This is a genomic window from Pusillimonas sp. T2 (assembly GCF_002236805.1).
Lineage (GTDB): Bacteria > Pseudomonadota > Gammaproteobacteria > Burkholderiales > Burkholderiaceae_B > Neopusillimonas.
Genome location: NZ_NIQA01000003.1, coordinates 167,622 through 185,126, shown reverse-complemented (window position 1 = coordinate 185,126; position 17,505 = coordinate 167,622). Strand labels below are relative to the sequence as shown.

The window sequence follows — 17,505 nt, the reverse complement described above, 5'->3', positions numbered from 1 at the left end:
CTATTTACACAAAGCGATGTATTTAATTACTGTCGTGTAACTATGCCCAAACGATACGCTTAAATATTTTATTTGTCTAGGACAAATTCGGTTCAATGCCTGGGTGTGTTGTGCAGTTCCAGATGGGGCAAAAAATACCGCGAAAAATGGTTGTCACGCTTTATAATTTTTATATGCAACCGAACGCCTACACGCCGATGGCCAGCTTCGTTGATCTTCTGATGGACGCTGTCTTTGCGGTTAACCTGGATGCCTCCATCGTCTTCGCAAGCGCGTCGTGCGAACGTATTTTCGGTTACACGCCAAAAGAAATGATTGGCAAAAACATGTTCGACCTGATGCTGCCCGAAGACCGCGAACGCACACGCACATCGGTGCAAGAGGTCATGTCTGGTTGCCCGCAGCTTCACTTCGAGAATCGCTATGTCCGTAAAGACGGGCAGGTTGTGTACATCATGTGGTCGGCGCGGTGGTCGTCGGCCGACCAGTTACGTATTGGCGTTGCGCGCGACATTACTGAACGAAAGCGGGCCGAATCGTTACAGGCTGCTCTTTACGCCATTTCCGAAGCCGCTCACCGCGCCGATGATGTGTTGACGTTATTTCAGCATCTTCATCAGATTGTGGGCACGCTGTTACCGGTTGATGATTTCTCGGTTGCGTTGATCGACTCCGAAACAGGCGAGCTTGGTTTTCCGTATCCGGAAAATGCCGGCTGCCGTAGGTTGGCACTGCTCAAGGAAATTTCCGGCCCACTCTGTCGTCAAATTGTCCGTACGGGCCTACCCATATTGCTGGCGCCCGACACAATGCGGCCATATCTTGCGGAACTCGATGTTTCTTCAAGCGTGCAACCCGTGGCGTGGTTAGGCGTGCCGCTTAAGTCGCAAAACGAAGTTATCGGTGTCATTGTGCTTAACCGGCATCCCGGCGGGTTGTGCTACAGCCACGAAGATCAGGCTTTGTTGCAGTTTGTCTCGACGCAAATCGCTGCTGCCATTGAGCGTCAGCAAATGCAGATGCGCCTTAAGCAAATGGCGCAGTACGATCAGTTGACTGGCCTGCCCAACCGCGCATTGCTATACGACCGTCTGAAGGTTGCATTGTCGATAGCCCGACGAGAGCAAGCGTGTTTTTCATTGCTTTATCTTGATATAGATAAATTCAAGCAAGTCAACGACACCTTGGGCCACGGCATCGGAGACCTTTTACTAAAAGAAGTGGCCAGGCGTCTGAAGCTGTGTGTGCGCGAATCGGATACCGTCGCTCGTGTGGGTGGCGATGAATTTATTGTGTTGTTGCATCGCAGCCCATTGCCAGAGCAAGCCGAAGTAATCGCTAAAAAAATCCGTGACGTATTTAGCCAACCATGTGTCTTGAACGGGCACAGCTTTAACATTGCTTCCAGTATTGGGCTTGCGCGTTACCCCGAGCACGGTACAGATGAATCGCAATTGATTGAGTTCGCCGATAAAAGTATGTACCTGGAGAAAAAAGCCAAGGTTTGCCAAGCGGCGCTGCTGGCGGCCGCGCACCGCAAGGGTAACGCCTTATTGTGAGCTATGCGCCTGTTGCTCAGTGCTGCTGTGGCCTGGGCAACCACCGCCAGAACACCCAGGCCGCGGCAAACCCCAGCCCGCCTACCATGGCAACGCCGGCACCTAGCGAAACTAAAGCGGTTATGCCTGACAGCATTAGTGGCCCGGTGCTGCCGCCAATATCTGATAGCAGGCGCCACAGCCCCAAAAATTGGCGTCTTCCCTCGGACGGCGACGCGTCTGCACCTATCGTCATGATAAGCCCCGACCCAATTCCGTTGCCAAACCCCAGAATCATGCTGACAACGATGAAGGCAGACAGGCTTGTGGTAAAGGGCATGATGAGCAGCATGCTGCCCATGATGATCATCGAGGGCAGGGCGACCCAAAGCCGTCCTTTTTTGTCCATGACTTTGCCTGCAGGATAGAACAGCAGCATGTCGATAGCCCCCATTAGCCCATACACGACAGCGGTAGTGGTAGCGTCTACGCCGATGTGTGCGGCCCATAAGGGGATAATCACCTGTCGACATGAACGAATGGCCATGACGCAGACGCATCCCAGCCCCAGCGTCAGGTAGGTGCGCGCATGACGGCGGGCAATATTGCGTAAATTAGGTTTTGGGCCGGCCGGCTTGTCGCCAGGGGCCTGTGCAGCGGGCTTGTGTTCGAAATCGGGGATAGTGAAAGCCAAAGCACCGGCTGCGGCCACAGCGGCCAGCGCCACCAGGTAGCCGCCTGACAGCCCCGTAAAATGCATGACGCCGGCCCCAAGAAAGGGGCCGACAAAAAGTCCGATACGCGTGACGCCACCTAGGGTGGACAGCGCCCGTGCCCGCATGCCGATGGGAACCACTTCGGTCAGATAGGTTTGCCGTGCCAGTAAAAAGACTGAATTCGACATGCCGATAAGCAGCACGCCCAAAGCCAGCACCAGGGCATGTGGCGCCAGCAGGCACAATAGCAAGCCGATGAGGCTCAGCAACGAGGCGCCTACCATGGCAAGGCGCTCGCCGAATCGGGCAATAAACAAAGCCGCCGGGATATTGTTGAGCAATGAGCCGATACCGATCAGGGCCACAATAAGCCCGGACAATGCTACCGACGCACCCAGCTCGCGTGCAGTCAGTGCGATGATCGGATAAATTGCGCCTTCGCCAATACCAAACAGCAACGATGGGCCAAAGGCGGCAACCGCAATTTTGCGCAGGCTGAATTCTGTATTATGGGTAGGCACGACGAGGTCTTGGTGAAAAAATAGCGATGTTGGGCATTGTGCCCATTGGTTCTGTGTATTGTAGAACGGTGCACCTGACTGACATTTGAACAAGCGATGACCACGCGTGGTCATCCTGGTCTGGGTGCAACAAATCAATAAAGGGGAAAACACATGCCGGTGTTGACCGCAGTGGCTGTATTGCTTGTGTTGCAGTTGGTTGGCGAAGTGTTTGTGCGCTTGACGCAGTTGCCAGTGCCAGGTGCGCTGGTGGGGTTGCTATTGCTGTTTGCCGGCCTGGTGTGGCGTGGTCGCTTGCCAGCGGCACTGCGCGATACGGCCAAGCACGTGCTGCAGCACCTGATGCTGCTATTCATTCCGGCCGTGGCCGGCATTATGCTGCACTTCGATCGCATTGCGGCCGAATGGCTGCCGTTTCTGCTGGCCTGCATTTTGGGTACGGCTATTACCATCGTGGTAACGGCGCTAACCCTGTCCTGGATGCTCAAGCGCCAGAATCGGGGGCAATCATGACCGACGCCTTGATGTCTTTATGGTCGGGGTTGCAGGCATCGCCGCTCGTGTGGGTTACCGTTACAACCGTCATTTACTTGTTGGCTCTGATGCTCTACAAGCGTTCAGGCAGTCACCCGTTTTTATTGCCGGTGCTGACGTCGGTTGTGGCCATCGTTGGGCTTTTGGTGGTCTCTGGCACGCCTTTTCAGGCTTACGAAGAGGGCACCCGCTTCATGAGCTTTCTGATCGGCCCCGCAACCGTCGCGCTGGCTGTGCCGCTGTACAGCCAGCTGACTCGTCTTAAAAGTATCTGGAAGCCTTTGGCCGTGGCCCTAGTGGTTGGCTGTTTTACCGCCATTTTTTCGGCGCTGGGTATTGCTTGGCTGTTTGGGGCCTCTACCGAAACCCTATTGTCATTGGCGCCCAAGTCGGCCACCATGCCCATAGCCATGGAAGTGGCCCAGCTAACCGGCGGGTTGCCATCGTTTACAACGGTGGCAGTAGCCATTACCGGAATAGCAGGCGCTATTATTACCGGCCCTATTTTGCGCGTATTACACATCAGCGATCCGGTCATTCACGGCTTTACCAAGGGGCTGTCGGCCCACGCCATCGGTACGGCCAAAGCGATACAGGTAGGCGAAACCAACGGTGCATTCTCTGCGCTGGGGTTGTGTCTTAACGGGATCGCTACTGCGCTGGCGGTGCCGCTGGTGCTCAAGCTTTTTGGTTTGTTTTAATTTTCAAGGAAATTGTCATGCCTTCTTTTGACGTCGTCTCCGAAGTCGATAAACACGAGTTAAGCAACGCGGTCGACCAGGCCAATCGGGAACTGGTCAGCCGTTTTGACTTTAAGGGCAGTAATGCCACCTTCGAGCTTGAGGGGTATGTGGTCACGCAAGTGGCGCCCAGCCCGTTTCAGCTTCGTCAGATGCTTGATATTTTGCGCGGTCGCTTGTCGGCACGCGGCATTGATGTGCGTTGTCTTGAAGAGGGTGAAATTGCCGAGAACGTATCTGGCGCACGACAAAAAGTGACGGTACGCCAGGGTATCGAACAATCGGTGTCCAAAAAGCTGATTGCGGCGATTAAAGCGGCCAAGCTTAAGGTCGAAACCCAGATCAATGGTGACAAATTGCGTGTCACCGGGAAAAAGCGCGATGACCTGCAGTCGGCCATTGCCTTGCTGCGCCAGCAAGAAGTCGACCTACCGTTGCAGTTTAATAACTTCCGCGATTAGACTGCGGGTTTTTGCGGCTATCCGTCAACGTTAACGCCGCCCATCAGGGCGGCGTTTTCAATGGGCTAATTGCGCAGCCTGTAACCGGTCTTGAATATCCAGGCCACAATGCCCAAGCATGCAGCCAAAATGCCCAGTGTTACGCCCAGGCTAACCGGCAGGCTGATGTCGGCCGCGCCGTAGAAGCTCCAGCGAAATCCGCTGATCAGGTAAACCACCGGGTTAAGCAGGCTAACGGCCTGCCAAAACGGCGGCAGCATACTAATGGCGTAGAAGCTGCCGCCTAAAAATGTGAGCGGCGTCACAATCAGCAGCGGCACTATCTGCAGGTTTTCGAAGCTGTCGGCCCACACGCCAATAATGAATCCGAACAAGCTGAACGTGAGGGCGGTCAGTACTAAAAACACCACCATCCAGACCGGGTGTTCGATGCGCAAGGGCACAAAAAAAGTTGCGGTCGCCATGATGATGAGGGCCAGTACCAGCGATTTGCTCGCCGCGGCTCCTACATAGCCCATCAAAATTTCTATATACGAAACCGGTGCCGATAGCAGCTCGTAGATGGTGCCTGTAAAGCGCGGAAAATAGATGCTGAAAGACGCATTGGAAATACTTTGCGTCAGGACTGACAGCATGATCAGGCCCGGCACAATAAAGGCGCCGTAACTGACCCCGTCGATATCCGCCATACGACTGCCAATGGCCGACCCAAACACCACAAAGTAAAGCGACGTCGACAAAATAGGGGCCAGCACGCTTTGCGACAGGTTGCGCCGCAGGCGATACATTTCAAACATGTAAATGGCCTTGATGGCTTGTACGTTCATTTCGTCTCCTTGATCAGGTCGACGAAAATATCCTCAAGCGAGCTTTGGCGCGTGTGCAGGTCGGTATATACGATACCGGCCCGATAAAGGCGGTCGATCAGGGCGGCAATGTCGGCGGTGTCGTCTTTGGTGTCGTAGGTGTAAACCAGTTGTCGGCCGTCGGCTGACAGCGCAATGTGCGGGTCTTGCAAGGTATCGGGCAAGCGGGTTAGCGCTTGCTTTAGTTCAAGGGTAAGTTGCTTTTTACCAAACGAACGCATCAGGGTGTGTTTGTCTTCGACCAAAATCAGCCGCCCCTGGCGTATCACCCCGACGCGGTCAGCCATTTCTTCGGCTTCTTCAATGTAATGCGTAGTCAAAATAATGGTGACGCCTTCTTGCTTGAGCCCGCGAATGACGTCCCACATGCCTTTGCGCAGTTCAACGTCGACCCCGGCCGTAGGTTCGTCAAGAAACAATACAGGCGGTTCGTGTGACAGCGCCTTGGCAATCAGAACGCGCCTTTTCATGCCACCAGACAAGGTCAGCATGCGGTTGTTGCGTTTGTCCCAGAGCGACAGCGACTTAAGGATTTTTTCGATAAGCGCAGGGTTGGGGCGCTTGCCGAACAGTCCGCGACTATAGCTGACGGTATTCCATACTTTTTCGAAGGCTTCGGCGGTAAGTTCTTGCGGTACCAGGCCAATACAGCGGCGGGCTTCCCGGTATTGTTTTACGTTGTCGAAGCCGTCAATGGTCACCTGCCCGGCGGTTAAGTTGACCAGGCCGCAAATACTATTAATAAGCGTTGTTTTGCCGGCGCCGTTCGGGCCTAGCAGGGCAAAGATCTCGCCGCGATGAATATCCAGGTTGATGTTATCCAGCGCCTGAAACCCGGAAGCGTAGGTCTTGGATACGTTGCGGATAGAGATAATAGGTGATGCCACACAGCCCTCGTTCTGATGAATCGCCGATACGCAGCCGGTCCGATTTGCCCTAAGATTAAATGCATTGGCCGGCAGGTCGTATCAGTATAAAGACTACCATGAGCACACACGAACCAACGGCGTTATTGACGCCCGCTGAAATGGCCCAGGCCGATGCGGCGACCGTGGCACGAGGAGTATCGGGCATTGACCTGATGGAAGCCGCCGGGCGTGCCGTCGCGCAGGCCATTATGCGTCGCTGGCCGCGTCGCTCTGTATTGGTGGCTTGTGGCCCCGGTAATAACGGCGGCGACGGTTATGTGGTGGCACGGCATCTGGCGGCGCATGGCTGGCCGGTGCAGGTTGGCGCGCTCAACGGCACTCGGCCGTCGGGCCGCGATGCCGCACACCATGCGGCCTTATGGGAAGGCGTCGTTCAAACGTTATCCATCGGCTTGCTTGACGAGGCCGAATTATTGGTTGATGCCTTGTTTGGGGCAGGCCTTGGCCGGCCGGTTACCGGCGACGCGGCCGAGTTCATCGAAGCGGTTCGCCATCGCGGCCTGGCCGTATGCGCGGTCGACTTGCCCAGCGGGCTTGATGGTCGCACGGGTCGGGTGCAAGGGGTGGCGGCGCGCGCCGACCTGACCGTCACATTTTTTCGAAAAAAGCCTGCCCATGTGCTGTTTCCGGGTCGCGGGTTGTGCGGAGAAATTGAACTGGCAGACATTGGTATTGCCCCTGACGTGCTCGACACTATCGCGCCGGCTACTTTTGAAAATAGCCCCGCGCTTTGGCAGCGCCATTTTCCCTGGCCGTCGCTTGAAGGGCATAAATATCACCGTGGGCATGTGCTGGTGGTGGGTGGGCAGACCATGACAGGTGCTGCCCGTTTGTCGGCCCGCGCTGCGGCGCGTGTTGGCGCGGGGTTGGTGACGGTTGCTGCACCGGTGTTTGCATGGCCGGTATATGCCGCTGCTCTCGAAGGCATTATGGTCACGCCGTTTACCGATATGGGCAGCCTGCGCGATATTTTCAGTGACAGCCGCAAAAACGTGCTGGTGATCGGCCCCGGGGCCGGCGTTGGCGGGCAAACTCGCGAACAGGTGCTGGGTGCTTTGGCAACCGGTCGGCGCCTGGTGCTCGATGCTGATGCCATTACCTCATTTTCGGCGCAGCCCCAGTCGTTGTTGTCGGCTTTGCACCACGAGTGCGTGTTGACCCCGCACGAGGGCGAGTTTGTGCGCCTGTTCGGGGACGCCGACACCGACAAGCTGACGCGGGCGCGTGAGGCTGCGCAGCGTTCAGGGGCAGTGGTGTTGCTGAAGGGCGCCGATACCGTCATTGCTGCGCCCGACGGTCAGGCCGTCGTCAATACCAATGCACCGGCGTTTTTAGCCACAGGGGGTACGGGGGATGTTTTGACAGGTTTAATTGCCGGCTTGATGGCGCAGGGTATGCCCCCGTTTTGGGCTGCATGTGCAGCCACATGGGTTCATGCCCGTGCAGCTACCCGTTTTGGCCCTGGGTTGGTATCTGATGATTTGCCGGGGTACGTGCCGGCGGTGTTACGCGAGCTGTATCGCGATGCCGGCCCAGAGGGCCGGCATGCGGGGGGCCTGGCTTATTAGTGCGAAAAAAGAATGGGTACCGTCATCGAGTCGAGTAAGGTTTTTGAGGTTCCCCCGAGCATCCATTCGCTGGCGCGGCTACGGTTATATGCCCCCATAACGATCAGGTCAGAACCATGGTCGCTGGCGGCGTTTAATATTGTGTTGCCAATGCCCGCGCTGGCGCTGTCCAGGCGTACGCGTCGAGGCTTGACATAGCCTTTTGAAACGCAATAGGTTTCGATATCTTCTTCGTGAACATCCTGCGATACCAGGCGGTTCGATCGCTCGTCGATGCTGACGATGACGATTTCTTTGGCGTTGGCCAAAATGGGCGCGGCGTCGGCAAACGCACGGGCGGCGCGACGGCCGTGATCCCAACACACCAAAATTCGGGAACCCACTGGGCGTTGTTCGCCAATATAAGGCACCATTAGCACCGGCCGGCCCGCCGACGTAATTACGGCTTCGGCGATACTGGGGCGAAAACTAGAAGTTTGCTTGACGGTCTGGCTCATGACGACCAGGTCGCAGTATCGCGCATGCAAGGCCAGCACTTCTTCCGACAGGCCTTTGGGGTTGCGCCAGGTGGCCTTGACACCGGCTGCGGCGGCTTGCTCCTCGAACAACGATTTCATTTCGTCGCGTTCTTGCGCCAAATGGGCGGTCATCATCTGGCTAACTTCGCGAGGAATGAGGCTGCCGTCGCGCAAATAATCGGAGGGCTCCGGGCTGGGGTAGACGCCGACGACTTCAGCGTTGTGCGTTTTTGCTAGCCGCAGCGTAGTTTCGAGGCGGCGAACTTGGTTGTTGTCTTTGGTAAGATCAATAGCGATACGTCCCAGCATGCGCGTCTCCTGACGGGTTATAAAGTGGGTTGGACTCCGGTTTTCGTCAGTTTCGATTCTAAATACGAAAATCGGCCATAAGCTTGATTAAACGCAAAGTTCGCAGCGCTAAAAATACTATGTCCGATGTCATTGCCCTGGTTTTTGATTTTGACGATACCCTTGCCCCCGATAGTACCAGCGGGTTTCTAACTGAAATAGGCGTCGATGCCGGCCAGTTCTGGTCTGACCGGGTGGGCCCATTGCTCGACCACCATGACTGGGACCCGGTACCTGCGTATCTTCACGAAATGATCGAGCTGTCAAAGTCCCAAAAACATGGCTTGATCACTCAAGAGCGGCTTAAGGCATGGGGCCAGCGGTTGCCGCTGCACGACGGTGTCACTACGCTGTTCGATCGCTTGCGCCGTCATGTTCGGCAAGCGCACCCGCAAGTGCAGCTCGAGTTTTATCTTATTTCCAGCGGTATTGGCGATGTCGTTCGCCATACGCCTATTGCCCACGAGTTCACCGATATCTGGGCCTCTGAATTTATTTATGGTCCCGATGGCGGAATTCATTTTCCGCGCCGCATTGTCAGTTTTACCGATAAAACGCGTTATCTGTTTCATATCCAAAAGGGTATCGTCGGCACAGCGTCGCGCAACAAACCTTTCGAGGTCAATCGCAAAGTCGATCAAGACAAACTGCGCATTCCCTTTCAGCAAATGATTTTTATTGGCGACGGCTATACCGACATTCCGTGTTTCTCATTAGTACGTAAGTCGGGCGGCGTAGCGTTTGGCGTCTGGGACAGAAAACACCGCGAAAAGCGCAGTCGGGCTTGGGGCTTTATCCAAGAGGGGCGAGTGTCGAATCTGAATCAGGCACGTTACGACGAAGATGCCGAGCTTTATCAATGGCTTGAAGAGGCCGTAGAAAGTCTGGCCGGGCGCATTACATTGAATTCGCGAATGTATGTCGGCTGACGTACCTATGCCTGTTGACCTCTTTACCCCGGCTGATCACTGGGCGATGCAGCAGGCGATGGACCAGGCTGCGCTTGCTGCGCAAATCGGCGAGGTGCCAGTGGGTGCCGTGGTTGTTGATGCTGAAGGCAGCATTATTGGCACGGGCTACAACCGTACCATCACAGATCACGATCCCACCGCTCATGCCGAAATCGTCGCATTGCGCGATGCTGCCGCGCGTTTGGGCAACTACCGGTTGCCCGGGGCCCGTGTTTACGTCACGCTCGAGCCCTGCACAATGTGCATGGGCGCCATGGTGCATGCGCGCGTCTCCCAGGTTGTCTTCGGGGCAGCCGACCCCAAAACGGGCGCGTGCGGCAGCGTGCTGGATATTGCCGCTATCGATCAGATCAATCATCATACCCAGGTGGCCGGCGGTTTGTTGGCCGACGCCTGCGGCACGTTGCTGTCCGACTTTTTCCGCGCGCGGCGTGCCGCTATTCGTGCGCAAAAGGGCAAGCCACCACTGGCCAATCTCATACCGACTTTGCCAGATGCCTCGCTGCCGCAGACGGATGCTTCGTCGCCACAGTCGGGCACCTTCCCGCCACTGCGGGGTGAGGATTCGTCATAAACTGTTTTTCTTGCTGCGTTGGTGTTGCGTTACCCTTTTGGTTCTGCCAAAGCAGTGTCACTTTAGCCCTTTTTCGGTTTGCCTCCATCCATGCCAGTTCAAGCCTCTGCCGCGCACCACGATCATCACCATGATCACGACTCTCATCATGACCACTGCCAGCCCGCACCCGACGGTATTTACCTGATCTCACCTTCGGGTGCAGTTTCCGACCCCGCGGCCGTCGACCTGGCTTGTCAGCGCCTGCAGGCGTTGGGCTTTAAAACCGCCGTCGATCGCACCGCGCTGGCCGTACACGAACGTTTTGCGGGTACCGACAAGCAGCGTCTGGCGGGTATACAGCGGGCGCTCAAACAGAAGCATCCCGTGGTTATGGCGACGCGTGGCGGGTACGGGCTGAGCCGCCTGTTGCCATTTATCGACTGGGCGGCAGTGGCGCAAAGCGGCAAGCAGTTTGTGGGGCTGAGCGATTTCACGCTGTTCAACCTGGCGTTATTGGCTAAAACCGGCGCGCAAAGTTTTTCGGGGCCGATGGCCGTAGGCGACTTTGGCGCCAAAAAGCTCGACGATCTGACCGCTGCGCTATTTAACGAAGCCCTAAGCGGCCAGCTTGAAATTTTAAGTTTTGAATCGCCTGATGCCGACAAGGTCGATGCGCGCGGCGTATTGTGGGGCGGTAATCTGGCTATGGTGGCGGCCTTGGTTGGAACGCCGTACATGCCCGACATCGACGGTGGAATTTTGTTTCTTGAAGACGTGGCCGAGCACCCGTACCGGGTCGAACGCATGCTGAGCCAGCTATGGCAGGCGGGTATTCTGGGCCGTCAAAAAGCTATCGTGCTGGGCCACTTCACCGATTACAAGCTGGCTAAAAACGATAATGGTTTCGACATGGCCAGTGTTATCAAGTGGTTGCGCTCAACCGTTAAAGTGCCTGTGGTAACCGGCTTGCCTTATGGTCATGTGCGGGTCAAGGCCACGTTGCCGGTAGGTAAACATGTCGGCATCGCCACTGAAAAAGGCATGGCTTATCTGGTGCTCGACGAGCATTAGGGTAAACTACCGGGTTAACCTTAATTTTTGTTTTGTGATGGTGGGTTACGCGTTGTGTGCCCCATCCGGTCAACCCTGTTTTTGGTGATACGTTTTAAGTGATTTCTACCGCTAATCTTACGATCCAGTTTGGTCCCAAGCCTTTATTTGAAAACGTCAGCGTTAAGTTTGGCGAGGGCAACCGCTACGGTCTGATCGGGGCCAACGGTTCCGGCAAGTCGACCTTCATGAAAATCATTGGCGGAGACCTCGAGTCTTCGTCGGGGAACGTATCGCTCGAACCCGGAGTACGCCTGGGTAAATTGCGTCAAGACCAGTTCGCCTATGAAGATATCCGGGTGCTCGACGTCGTCTTGATGGGCCACGCCGAAATGTGGGATGTCATGGCGCGCCGCGATGCCATTTATGCTAACCCCGAGGCCACTGAAGACGATTACATGGAAGCGGCCAACCTCGAGGCCAAGTTTGCCGAATACGATGGTTACACCGCCGAGGCCCGCGCAGGCGAGCTGCTGTTGGGTCTGGAAATCCCGGTCGAACAGCACAATCTGCCTATGCGCGAAATCGCACCGGGCTGGAAGCTGCGTATTTTGCTGGCGCAGGCGTTGTTTTCAAACCCCGACGTGCTTTTGCTCGACGAACCCACCAACAACCTCGATATCAATACCATTCGCTGGTTGGAAAACGTGCTGAACAGCTATCAAAGCACGATGATCATCATCAGCCACGACCGTCACTTCCTGAACCAGGTATGTACGCACATGGCCGACCTCGATTACCGCGAGCTGCGCGTGTACCCAGGCAACTACGATGACTATATGTTGGCTGCAGCCCAGGCCCGTGAACGCGTCAGTGCCGTCAACGCTAAAGCCAAAGAGCGTGTCGCCGAGCTGCAAGACTTCGTGCGTCGTTTTGCTGCCAACAAGTCCAAATCGCGTCAGGCGACGTCGCGCTTAAAGCAAATCGATCGCATCAAAGCCGACACCATCGAGGTCAAGCCGTCTTCGCGTCAGAACCCGTACATCCGCTTCGAGCAAAAGAAAGTCATGCATCGTCTTGCCGTGACTATCGAAGGCATTTCCAAATCCTACGACCACCCTGTGATCCGGCCTTATTCGGCCATGGTCGAGGCTGGCGAAAAAATCGCAATTATCGGGGCCAACGGTGTCGGTAAAACCACGTTGCTGCGCATGCTGGCGGGCGATTTGGCCCCCGATGCGGGCAGTATCAAGTGGTCCGAAAACGCCGACTTGGGCTATATGGCCCAAGACGTTTCCGATCAGTTCCAGTCCGACGATAATCTTTTCGATTGGATGGCCAATTTCCGTCAGCCGGGCGACGACGACCAGGCAATGCGTTCAGTCTTGGGGCGTCTGCTGTTTTCTGCCGACGACATCGTTAAGTCGGTCAAGGTATTGTCGGGCGGCGAAAAGAACCGAATGAGTTTTGGTCGCCTGATGCTGAGTCGTCATAACGTTATGTTGCTCGACGAGCCCACCAACCACCTCGATATGGAATCGATCGAGTCATTGCAGTATGCCCTTGAAAAATACGAAGGTACGCTGTTCTTTGTCTCGCACGACCGCGAGTTCGTGTCGGGCTTGGCCACACGCATTCTCGAAATCCAGCACGACGGTCAGGTCGTTGACTACGCGGGCGGTTACGACGACTATCTCGCGTCTCGGGGTATCGAGGGCTAACGCTTTGCCGTGACGTACACACTAGTTGCCACGGCTTCTTTTCAAGAAGAAATACGCAAAAGTCGTTTCTCGGTTTGGGCTGCGCCGGTGCAAAGTGCACATGACGCAGCCGCCTTCATTGCCGCGCACAGCGACCCGGCGGCAACCCATAACTGCTGGGCCTGGAAAGTGGGCCAGGCTTACCGGTTTAACGACGATGGCGAGCCGACAGGCACAGCGGGTAAGCCCATCCTTCAGGCAATAGAGGGGCAGCAGCTCGACGAAGTAGCGGTGCTGGTTGTACGCTGGTTCGGCGGCATCAAGCTGGGCACCGGAGGGTTGGTTCGCGCCTACGGCGGCGCGGCGGCCCAATGTTTGCGTCAGGCCGAAAAAATACAGCGGGTAGAAAAGTCACGCGTCGATTGCGAAGTGCGGTTCTCGGATATGGCCTTGGTGCAATCAAGGTTGGCAGGCTACGGTGCCGTAGTTGTTGACGAAACATTTAACGCGCAAGGCGTATGCTGGCAACTGGAAATCCCCGTTAAGCACTTAGCTGCGTTCACTACAGAGTTTGCTAACCTGACGCGTGGACAGGGCCGCGTTGATGTTGCGACCGGTGCTAACTGACTCGTCTGTACCGGGCAGGCTACCTCAGTCTTAAACCTTTTGCTTATAAAAAACGCGCCCGTTGAGCGGGCGCGTTTTTTATTGCGATGGTCTGCCAGGGGCATTTTTGTTGTTGGCCGCCCCAGCAGGCTTTTATTCGCCTTGCTGTTGCTGCTGCTGGGCAGCGATATCGGCATGAACCTGCGCCATATCAATACTCTTGACCTGAGTCACCAGCTCTTCGAGCTGGCTGGCCGACAGGGCGCCGGGCTGATTGAACAGCAAAACCTGTTCGCGGAACACCATGAGTGTCGGGATGGAACGGATGCCCAGTGCGCCCGCCAGTTCTTCTTGGTCTTCGGTGTTGACTTTGGCGAAGGTGATGTCGTCGTGTTGCGAAGCGACCTTTTCGAATACCGGTGAAAAGCTGCGGCAAGGGCCGCACCAGGGGGCCCAGAAGTCGACGATAAGCGGTTTGTCGTCGAGGACGGCAGCCTGAAAGGTGTCTTTGGTCAGTTCGATCGTGCTCATGCGGGCTCCCGAAATAAAAAAGCGGCTGGTGAAGCCGCTTGTTAGTTTTTACTAGTGATTACCAGTTTACTGGTTTATGTTTTTTATTGCACGTTGCCGCTTTAGTGTCCGCCGAAATAGGTGTATTTGATAACGAACAACACACCCACAATGAAGGTAGCAGGGTGGATTTGTTTGATGCGGCCGGTGATGATCTTAAGCACAACGTAGCTGATGAAGCCGAAGGCCAGACCGTTGGCAATAGAGTAGGTGAACGGCATGGCGACGGCAGTGAGGGCAGCCGGTGTGGCTTCGGTAGCGTCATGCCAGTCGATTTCAGCCACTTCGCGCAGCATCAGGCCAGCAACGTACAGCAGGGCAGGTGCAGTAGCATAGGCAGGTACCGAGCCAGCCAAAGGCGCCAGGAACAGCGCCAATACGAACAGCACGGCAACTGTCAGGGCGGTAAGACCAGTGCGGCCGCCGGCCTGTACACCCGAGGTGCTTTCGATGTAGGCAGTGGTGCTGCTGGTGCCAAGTATAGAGCCGGCAACAATAGCGGTACTGTCGGCAAACAGGGCGCGACCCAGGCGGTTTGGCTTGCCTTCAGGCATCAGGTTGGCACGCTTGGCAACGCCGATCATGGTGCCGGTGGCGTCGAAGACTTCGACCAAAACCAGAACCAGAATAACGTGAACAAAGCCAAAGCTTAATGCACCCATGACGTCGAGTTGCATGAAGGTGGGCGCCAGGCTTGGCGGGGTAGAGAACACACCGCCAAACTGTTGATGACCCATGAGGATCGACAGGATGGTGATGGCCAGGATGCCGATCAGGATGGCGCCACGTACCTTGAGGGCGTCGAGGGCGGCAATGATGAACAAGCCCAGGATGGCGTAAAGGGTAGACGGGGCTGTCAAATCGCCCAGTGCAACCAGCGTGGCTTCGTTACCGACAACAACGCCAGAGCTCTTCAGGGCGATGATGGCCAGGAAAAGGCCAATACCGGCCACAATAGCCGAGCGCAGCGACTTGGGGATGCCTTCGACAATCCAGGTACGTACGCCGGTGACGGTAAGAATCAGGAAGATGATCCCGGAGATGAACACTGCACCCAGTGCTTGCTGCCACGAATAGCCCATGGCACCAACGACGGTAAAGGCGAAGAAGGCGTTAAGCCCCATGCCCGGCGCCATGCCGACAGGCCAGTTGGCAACAAATGCCATAATCAGGGTACCGATGGCTGCAGCCAGGCAGGTGGCGACAAAAATGGCGCCGCTATCCATGCCGGTGGTCGAAAGAATGGCCGGGTTCACAAAGATAATGTAGGCCATCGTAAGAAACGTCGTCACACCCGCTAAAATCTCGGTGCGTACGTTGGTACCGTGTTCTCGCAGCTTAAACAGGTTTTCAAGCATACAGCGCCCTCCCTAGGCAATGAATTATTTCAAGTTTGAATATTAGGTAATACGACGGTGCAATTCTAAGCCGTATTTTCCCTGTGCAGTATTAATTTCAGACCGTAATTACCCGCATATTTATTAGGTTTCCAACGATTTTGTCCGACACTGTGCCCACATGATTATTCTTGGTTATGAAAGTTCCTGCGACGAGACCGGTGTCGCGTTGGTTTGTACTGAACGCGGCTTGCTGTCGCACGCGCTGCACAGTCAAATCAAAATGCACCAAGAGTATGGCGGAGTTGTGCCCGAACTGGCGTCGCGCGACCACATTCAAAGGGTATTGCCGTTAACGTCCGAGACACTGGCGGCGGCAGGCATGACGTTGGCTGACGTTGACGCCGTTGCCTATACGGCGGGGCCCGGGTTGGCGGGCGCTTTGCTGGTAGGGGCGAGCGTGGCGCAGTCTATTGCCTGGTCGTTGGGTCGTCCCGCTATTCCTGTGCATCACCTCGAGGGGCATTTGCTGTCGCCGTTACTGGCCACTCCTAAGCCGGATTTTCCGTTTGTAGCGTTGCTGGTTTCGGGTGGGCATACCCAGCTCATGCGGGTCGACGGGGTGGGGCGTTATGCCTTGCTGGGCGAAACACTCGACGACGCCGCCGGCGAAGCCTTCGACAAGTCTGCCAAGCTGATGGGCCTGGGTTACCCGGGTGGGCCAGCTTTGTCCAAGCTAGCCGAGCAGGGGGACGCAACGGTCTACGATTTGCCGCGCCCCATGTTGCATAGTGGTGATCTTGATTTCAGTTTCAGCGGTCTGAAAACAGCTGTACTGACCCGAATGAAGTCGTTTGATGTCAATGGCGGCGAGGCGTTCGAAACGGCCAAGGCCAATTTGGCGGCGGCCACCGAAGCCGCTATTGTTGATGTGCTGGCGTCCAAGTCGTTAAAGGCCATGAAGCAGACCGGGCTGAAACGTTTGGTGGTTGCAGGTGGCGTGGGCGCCAACAGGCATTTGCGGCATCGTCTGGAAAGCGAAATGGCGCGTCGTGGTGGCGAGGTGTTTTTCCCGCCGCTGTCGTTATGTACCGATAATGGCGCCATGATCGCGTTTGCCGCCGCACAGCGGGTAAATGCCGGTCTCGTCGATTTGTCGACTTCGTCTCATGCGTTTACCGTCAGGCCGCGTTGGGGGTTGCACGATATTTAGACGTAGTCTGCCTGTAGTGTCCCTCGGTGGCAGGCTCAGATACACGCGGCATTAAAAGCCGCGTGTTGTTCAGGCTTTGTTTTTTTGTTTTGACGCCCCGACGCGTGGTTCGGTGCCTTTCATCAGGCGGCTGATATTCGCGCTGTGGCGAAAGCACAGCATGACGCTGATGACGACGATGGCCAAGGCAATATTCGATTCAAGCCGCCAGGCAATATTGCCGCCAAACAGGTAATACAGCGGCGCGAAAATGGCGGCCATAATAGCGGCCAGCGAAGAATACTTGCTGGCATAAGCCACAATCAGCCACGTAGCCACGGTTGCCAGCGCAAGCAGGGGCTGCAAACCCAGCAACACGCCCAGTGCCGTCGCCACGCCTTTGCCGCCCTTGAAACCCAGAAACATCGGGTAAAGGTGGCCCAGGAACACGGCCACTGCAGCCGCCGCAATCACCCAGGTATCCAGTGAAAAATCAGAGGCCAGTGTCTTTGCCAGCCAAACGGCAACCCAGCCTTTCAGCGCGTCGCCCGCAAGCGTCAACAAGGCGGCTTTTTTGTTGCCAGTGCGCAATACATTGGTTGCGCCGGGGTTCTTCGAACCGAATGTGCGGGGGTCTTGCAAGCCCATGAGCCGGCTGACGACAACCGCGAACGGGATGGAGCCCAGCACGTAGGCGCCGGCGATAATAAGCAGGCTGACAGCCAGGGCAATCATTACAGTCATGACAGGAGCGACTCCGTTTACTAAAAATCAAGGCGCGGCA

The 17,505-nt window shown here is 56.1% G+C and carries 18 protein-coding genes; 11 read left to right on the top strand and 7 right to left on the bottom strand.

The genetic code is table 11. From position 1 onward, the window contains the following. Positions 1–173: 173 nt before the first annotated feature. Positions 174–1,559 (top strand): GGDEF domain-containing protein, encoded by a 1,386-nt coding sequence (locus tag PuT2_RS06580; RefSeq protein WP_093970534.1) that lies wholly within the window; start codon positions 174–176, stop codon positions 1,557–1,559. Positions 1,560–1,575: 16 nt separating this feature from the next. On the opposite strand, the gene PuT2_RS06575 is transcribed toward PuT2_RS06580, so the two are convergent. Further along, positions 1,576–2,775: an MFS transporter gene (locus PuT2_RS06575; protein ID WP_093970533.1), complete on the bottom strand. Its 1,200-nt coding sequence runs from the start codon at positions 2,773–2,775 to the stop codon at positions 1,576–1,578. A 159-nt stretch (positions 2,776–2,934) separates the two neighbouring features. Here PuT2_RS06575 and PuT2_RS06570 point away from each other — a divergent pair, with 159 nt between their 5' ends. From PuT2_RS06570 to PuT2_RS06560, 3 genes are read left to right on the top strand one after another with little or no spacing between them, the layout of a single operon-like run. Next, positions 2,935–3,288 carry a CidA/LrgA family protein gene (locus tag PuT2_RS06570; RefSeq protein WP_093970532.1) on the top strand — a complete coding sequence of 118 codons (354 nt, stop codon included), beginning with the start codon at positions 2,935–2,937 and terminating at the stop codon, positions 3,286–3,288. After that, positions 3,285–4,010 carry an LrgB family protein gene (locus tag PuT2_RS06565; protein WP_093970256.1) on the top strand — a complete coding sequence of 242 codons (726 nt, stop codon included), beginning with the start codon at positions 3,285–3,287 and terminating at the stop codon, positions 4,008–4,010. The genes PuT2_RS06570 and PuT2_RS06565 overlap by 4 nt, the downstream gene beginning before the upstream one ends. A gap of 17 nt (positions 4,011–4,027) precedes the next feature. Then, positions 4,028–4,510, top strand: a complete 483-nt coding sequence (locus tag PuT2_RS06560; protein WP_093970255.1) for a YajQ family cyclic di-GMP-binding protein — start codon at positions 4,028–4,030, stop codon at positions 4,508–4,510. Positions 4,511–4,575: 65 nt separating this feature from the next. Here the strand turns inward: PuT2_RS06560 and PuT2_RS06555 are convergent, their stop codons facing one another. Together PuT2_RS06555 and PuT2_RS06550 are read right to left on the bottom strand one after the other, a co-directional pair. Beyond that, positions 4,576–5,337 carry an ABC transporter permease gene (locus PuT2_RS06555; protein ID WP_093970254.1) on the bottom strand — a complete coding sequence of 254 codons (762 nt, stop codon included), beginning with the start codon at positions 5,335–5,337 and terminating at the stop codon, positions 4,576–4,578. Continuing rightward, positions 5,334–6,284: an ABC transporter ATP-binding protein gene (locus tag PuT2_RS06550; RefSeq protein ID WP_370318050.1), complete on the bottom strand. Its 951-nt coding sequence runs from the start codon at positions 6,282–6,284 to the stop codon at positions 5,334–5,336. Before PuT2_RS06550 ends, PuT2_RS06555 begins: the two co-directional genes overlap by 4 nt. A 77-nt stretch (positions 6,285–6,361) precedes the next feature. Between PuT2_RS06550 and PuT2_RS06545 the strand changes: the two genes are divergently transcribed. Then, positions 6,362–7,873, top strand: a complete 1,512-nt coding sequence (locus PuT2_RS06545) for an NAD(P)H-hydrate dehydratase (RefSeq protein ID WP_093970252.1) — start codon at positions 6,362–6,364, stop codon at positions 7,871–7,873. Here the strand turns inward: PuT2_RS06545 and PuT2_RS06540 are convergent. Continuing rightward, a complete protein-coding gene (locus tag PuT2_RS06540; RefSeq protein WP_093970251.1) occupies positions 7,870–8,700 on the bottom strand; it encodes a universal stress protein in 831 nt (276 codons plus the stop codon). The genes PuT2_RS06545 and PuT2_RS06540 overlap by 4 nt on opposite strands. Before the next feature lie 119 nt (positions 8,701–8,819). On the opposite strand from PuT2_RS06540, the gene PuT2_RS06535 reads away from it, so the two are divergent. From PuT2_RS06535 to PuT2_RS06515, 5 genes are all read left to right on the top strand, one after another. After that, positions 8,820–9,668 carry an HAD family hydrolase gene (locus PuT2_RS06535; protein WP_093970531.1) on the top strand — a complete coding sequence of 283 codons (849 nt, stop codon included), beginning with the start codon at positions 8,820–8,822 and terminating at the stop codon, positions 9,666–9,668. 46 nt (positions 9,669–9,714) lie between these two features. Next, a complete protein-coding gene (gene tadA, locus PuT2_RS06530) occupies positions 9,715–10,284 on the top strand; it encodes a tRNA adenosine(34) deaminase TadA (protein WP_093970530.1) in 570 nt (189 codons plus the stop codon). A 90-nt stretch (positions 10,285–10,374) separates the two neighbouring features. Further along, positions 10,375–11,337, top strand: a complete 963-nt coding sequence (locus PuT2_RS06525) for an LD-carboxypeptidase (protein ID WP_093970250.1) — start codon at positions 10,375–10,377, stop codon at positions 11,335–11,337. A gap of 98 nt (positions 11,338–11,435) precedes the next feature. Beyond that, the gene (locus PuT2_RS06520; protein WP_093970249.1) at positions 11,436–13,037 is read left to right on the top strand and encodes an ABC-F family ATPase; all 1,602 of its coding nucleotides are present in this window, start codon (positions 11,436–11,438) and stop codon (positions 13,035–13,037) included. A 9-nt stretch (positions 13,038–13,046) separates the two neighbouring features. Next, entirely contained in the window at positions 13,047–13,643 is a 597-nt protein-coding gene (locus PuT2_RS06515) for a YigZ family protein (RefSeq protein ID WP_093970248.1), read from the top strand. Between the two features lie 132 nt (positions 13,644–13,775). Here the strand turns inward: PuT2_RS06515 and trxA are convergent, their stop codons facing one another. Further along, positions 13,776–14,153, bottom strand: coding sequence for a thioredoxin (gene trxA / locus PuT2_RS06510; RefSeq protein ID WP_093970247.1), 378 nt, complete (start codon positions 14,151–14,153; stop codon positions 13,776–13,778). A gap of 101 nt (positions 14,154–14,254) precedes the next feature. Further along, positions 14,255–15,550, bottom strand: a complete 1,296-nt coding sequence (locus PuT2_RS06505; protein ID WP_093970246.1) for an NCS2 family permease — start codon at positions 15,548–15,550, stop codon at positions 14,255–14,257. A gap of 160 nt (positions 15,551–15,710) precedes the next feature. Between PuT2_RS06505 and tsaD the strand changes: the two genes are divergently transcribed. Then, on the top strand, positions 15,711–16,742 hold the full coding sequence (gene tsaD / locus PuT2_RS06500) for a tRNA (adenosine(37)-N6)-threonylcarbamoyltransferase complex transferase subunit TsaD (protein ID WP_093970245.1): 1,032 nt from the start codon (positions 15,711–15,713) through the stop codon (positions 16,740–16,742). A 69-nt stretch (positions 16,743–16,811) separates the two neighbouring features. On the opposite strand, the gene plsY is transcribed toward tsaD, so the two are convergent. Then, the gene (gene plsY, locus PuT2_RS06495) at positions 16,812–17,465 is read right to left on the bottom strand and encodes a glycerol-3-phosphate 1-O-acyltransferase PlsY (RefSeq protein WP_093970244.1); all 654 of its coding nucleotides are present in this window, start codon (positions 17,463–17,465) and stop codon (positions 16,812–16,814) included. Positions 17,466–17,505 lie beyond the last annotated feature (40 nt).

Coding starts and splice junctions, on each gene's coding strand:
- PuT2_RS06505 (WP_093970246.1), bottom strand. CDS start 15,550: ATGCTTGAAAACCTGTTTAAGCTGCGAGAACACGGTACCAACGTACGC.
- PuT2_RS06555 (WP_093970254.1), bottom strand. CDS start 5,337: ATGAACGTACAAGCCATCAAGGCCATTTACATGTTTGAAATGTATCGC.
- PuT2_RS06540 (WP_093970251.1), bottom strand. CDS start 8,700: ATGCTGGGACGTATCGCTATTGATCTTACCAAAGACAACAACCAAGTT.
- PuT2_RS06525 (WP_093970250.1), top strand. CDS start 10,375: ATGCCAGTTCAAGCCTCTGCCGCGCACCACGATCATCACCATGATCAC.
- PuT2_RS06535 (WP_093970531.1), top strand. CDS start 8,820: ATGTCCGATGTCATTGCCCTGGTTTTTGATTTTGACGATACCCTTGCC.
- PuT2_RS06560 (WP_093970255.1), top strand. CDS start 4,028: ATGCCTTCTTTTGACGTCGTCTCCGAAGTCGATAAACACGAGTTAAGC.
- plsY (WP_093970244.1), bottom strand. CDS start 17,465: ATGACTGTAATGATTGCCCTGGCTGTCAGCCTGCTTATTATCGCCGGC.
- trxA (WP_093970247.1), bottom strand. CDS start 14,153: ATGAGCACGATCGAACTGACCAAAGACACCTTTCAGGCTGCCGTCCTC.
- tsaD (WP_093970245.1), top strand. CDS start 15,711: ATGATTATTCTTGGTTATGAAAGTTCCTGCGACGAGACCGGTGTCGCG.
- PuT2_RS06545 (WP_093970252.1), top strand. CDS start 6,362: ATGAGCACACACGAACCAACGGCGTTATTGACGCCCGCTGAAATGGCC.
- tadA (WP_093970530.1), top strand. CDS start 9,715: ATGCAGCAGGCGATGGACCAGGCTGCGCTTGCTGCGCAAATCGGCGAG.
- PuT2_RS06565 (WP_093970256.1), top strand. CDS start 3,285: ATGACCGACGCCTTGATGTCTTTATGGTCGGGGTTGCAGGCATCGCCG.
- PuT2_RS06580 (WP_093970534.1), top strand. CDS start 174: ATGCAACCGAACGCCTACACGCCGATGGCCAGCTTCGTTGATCTTCTG.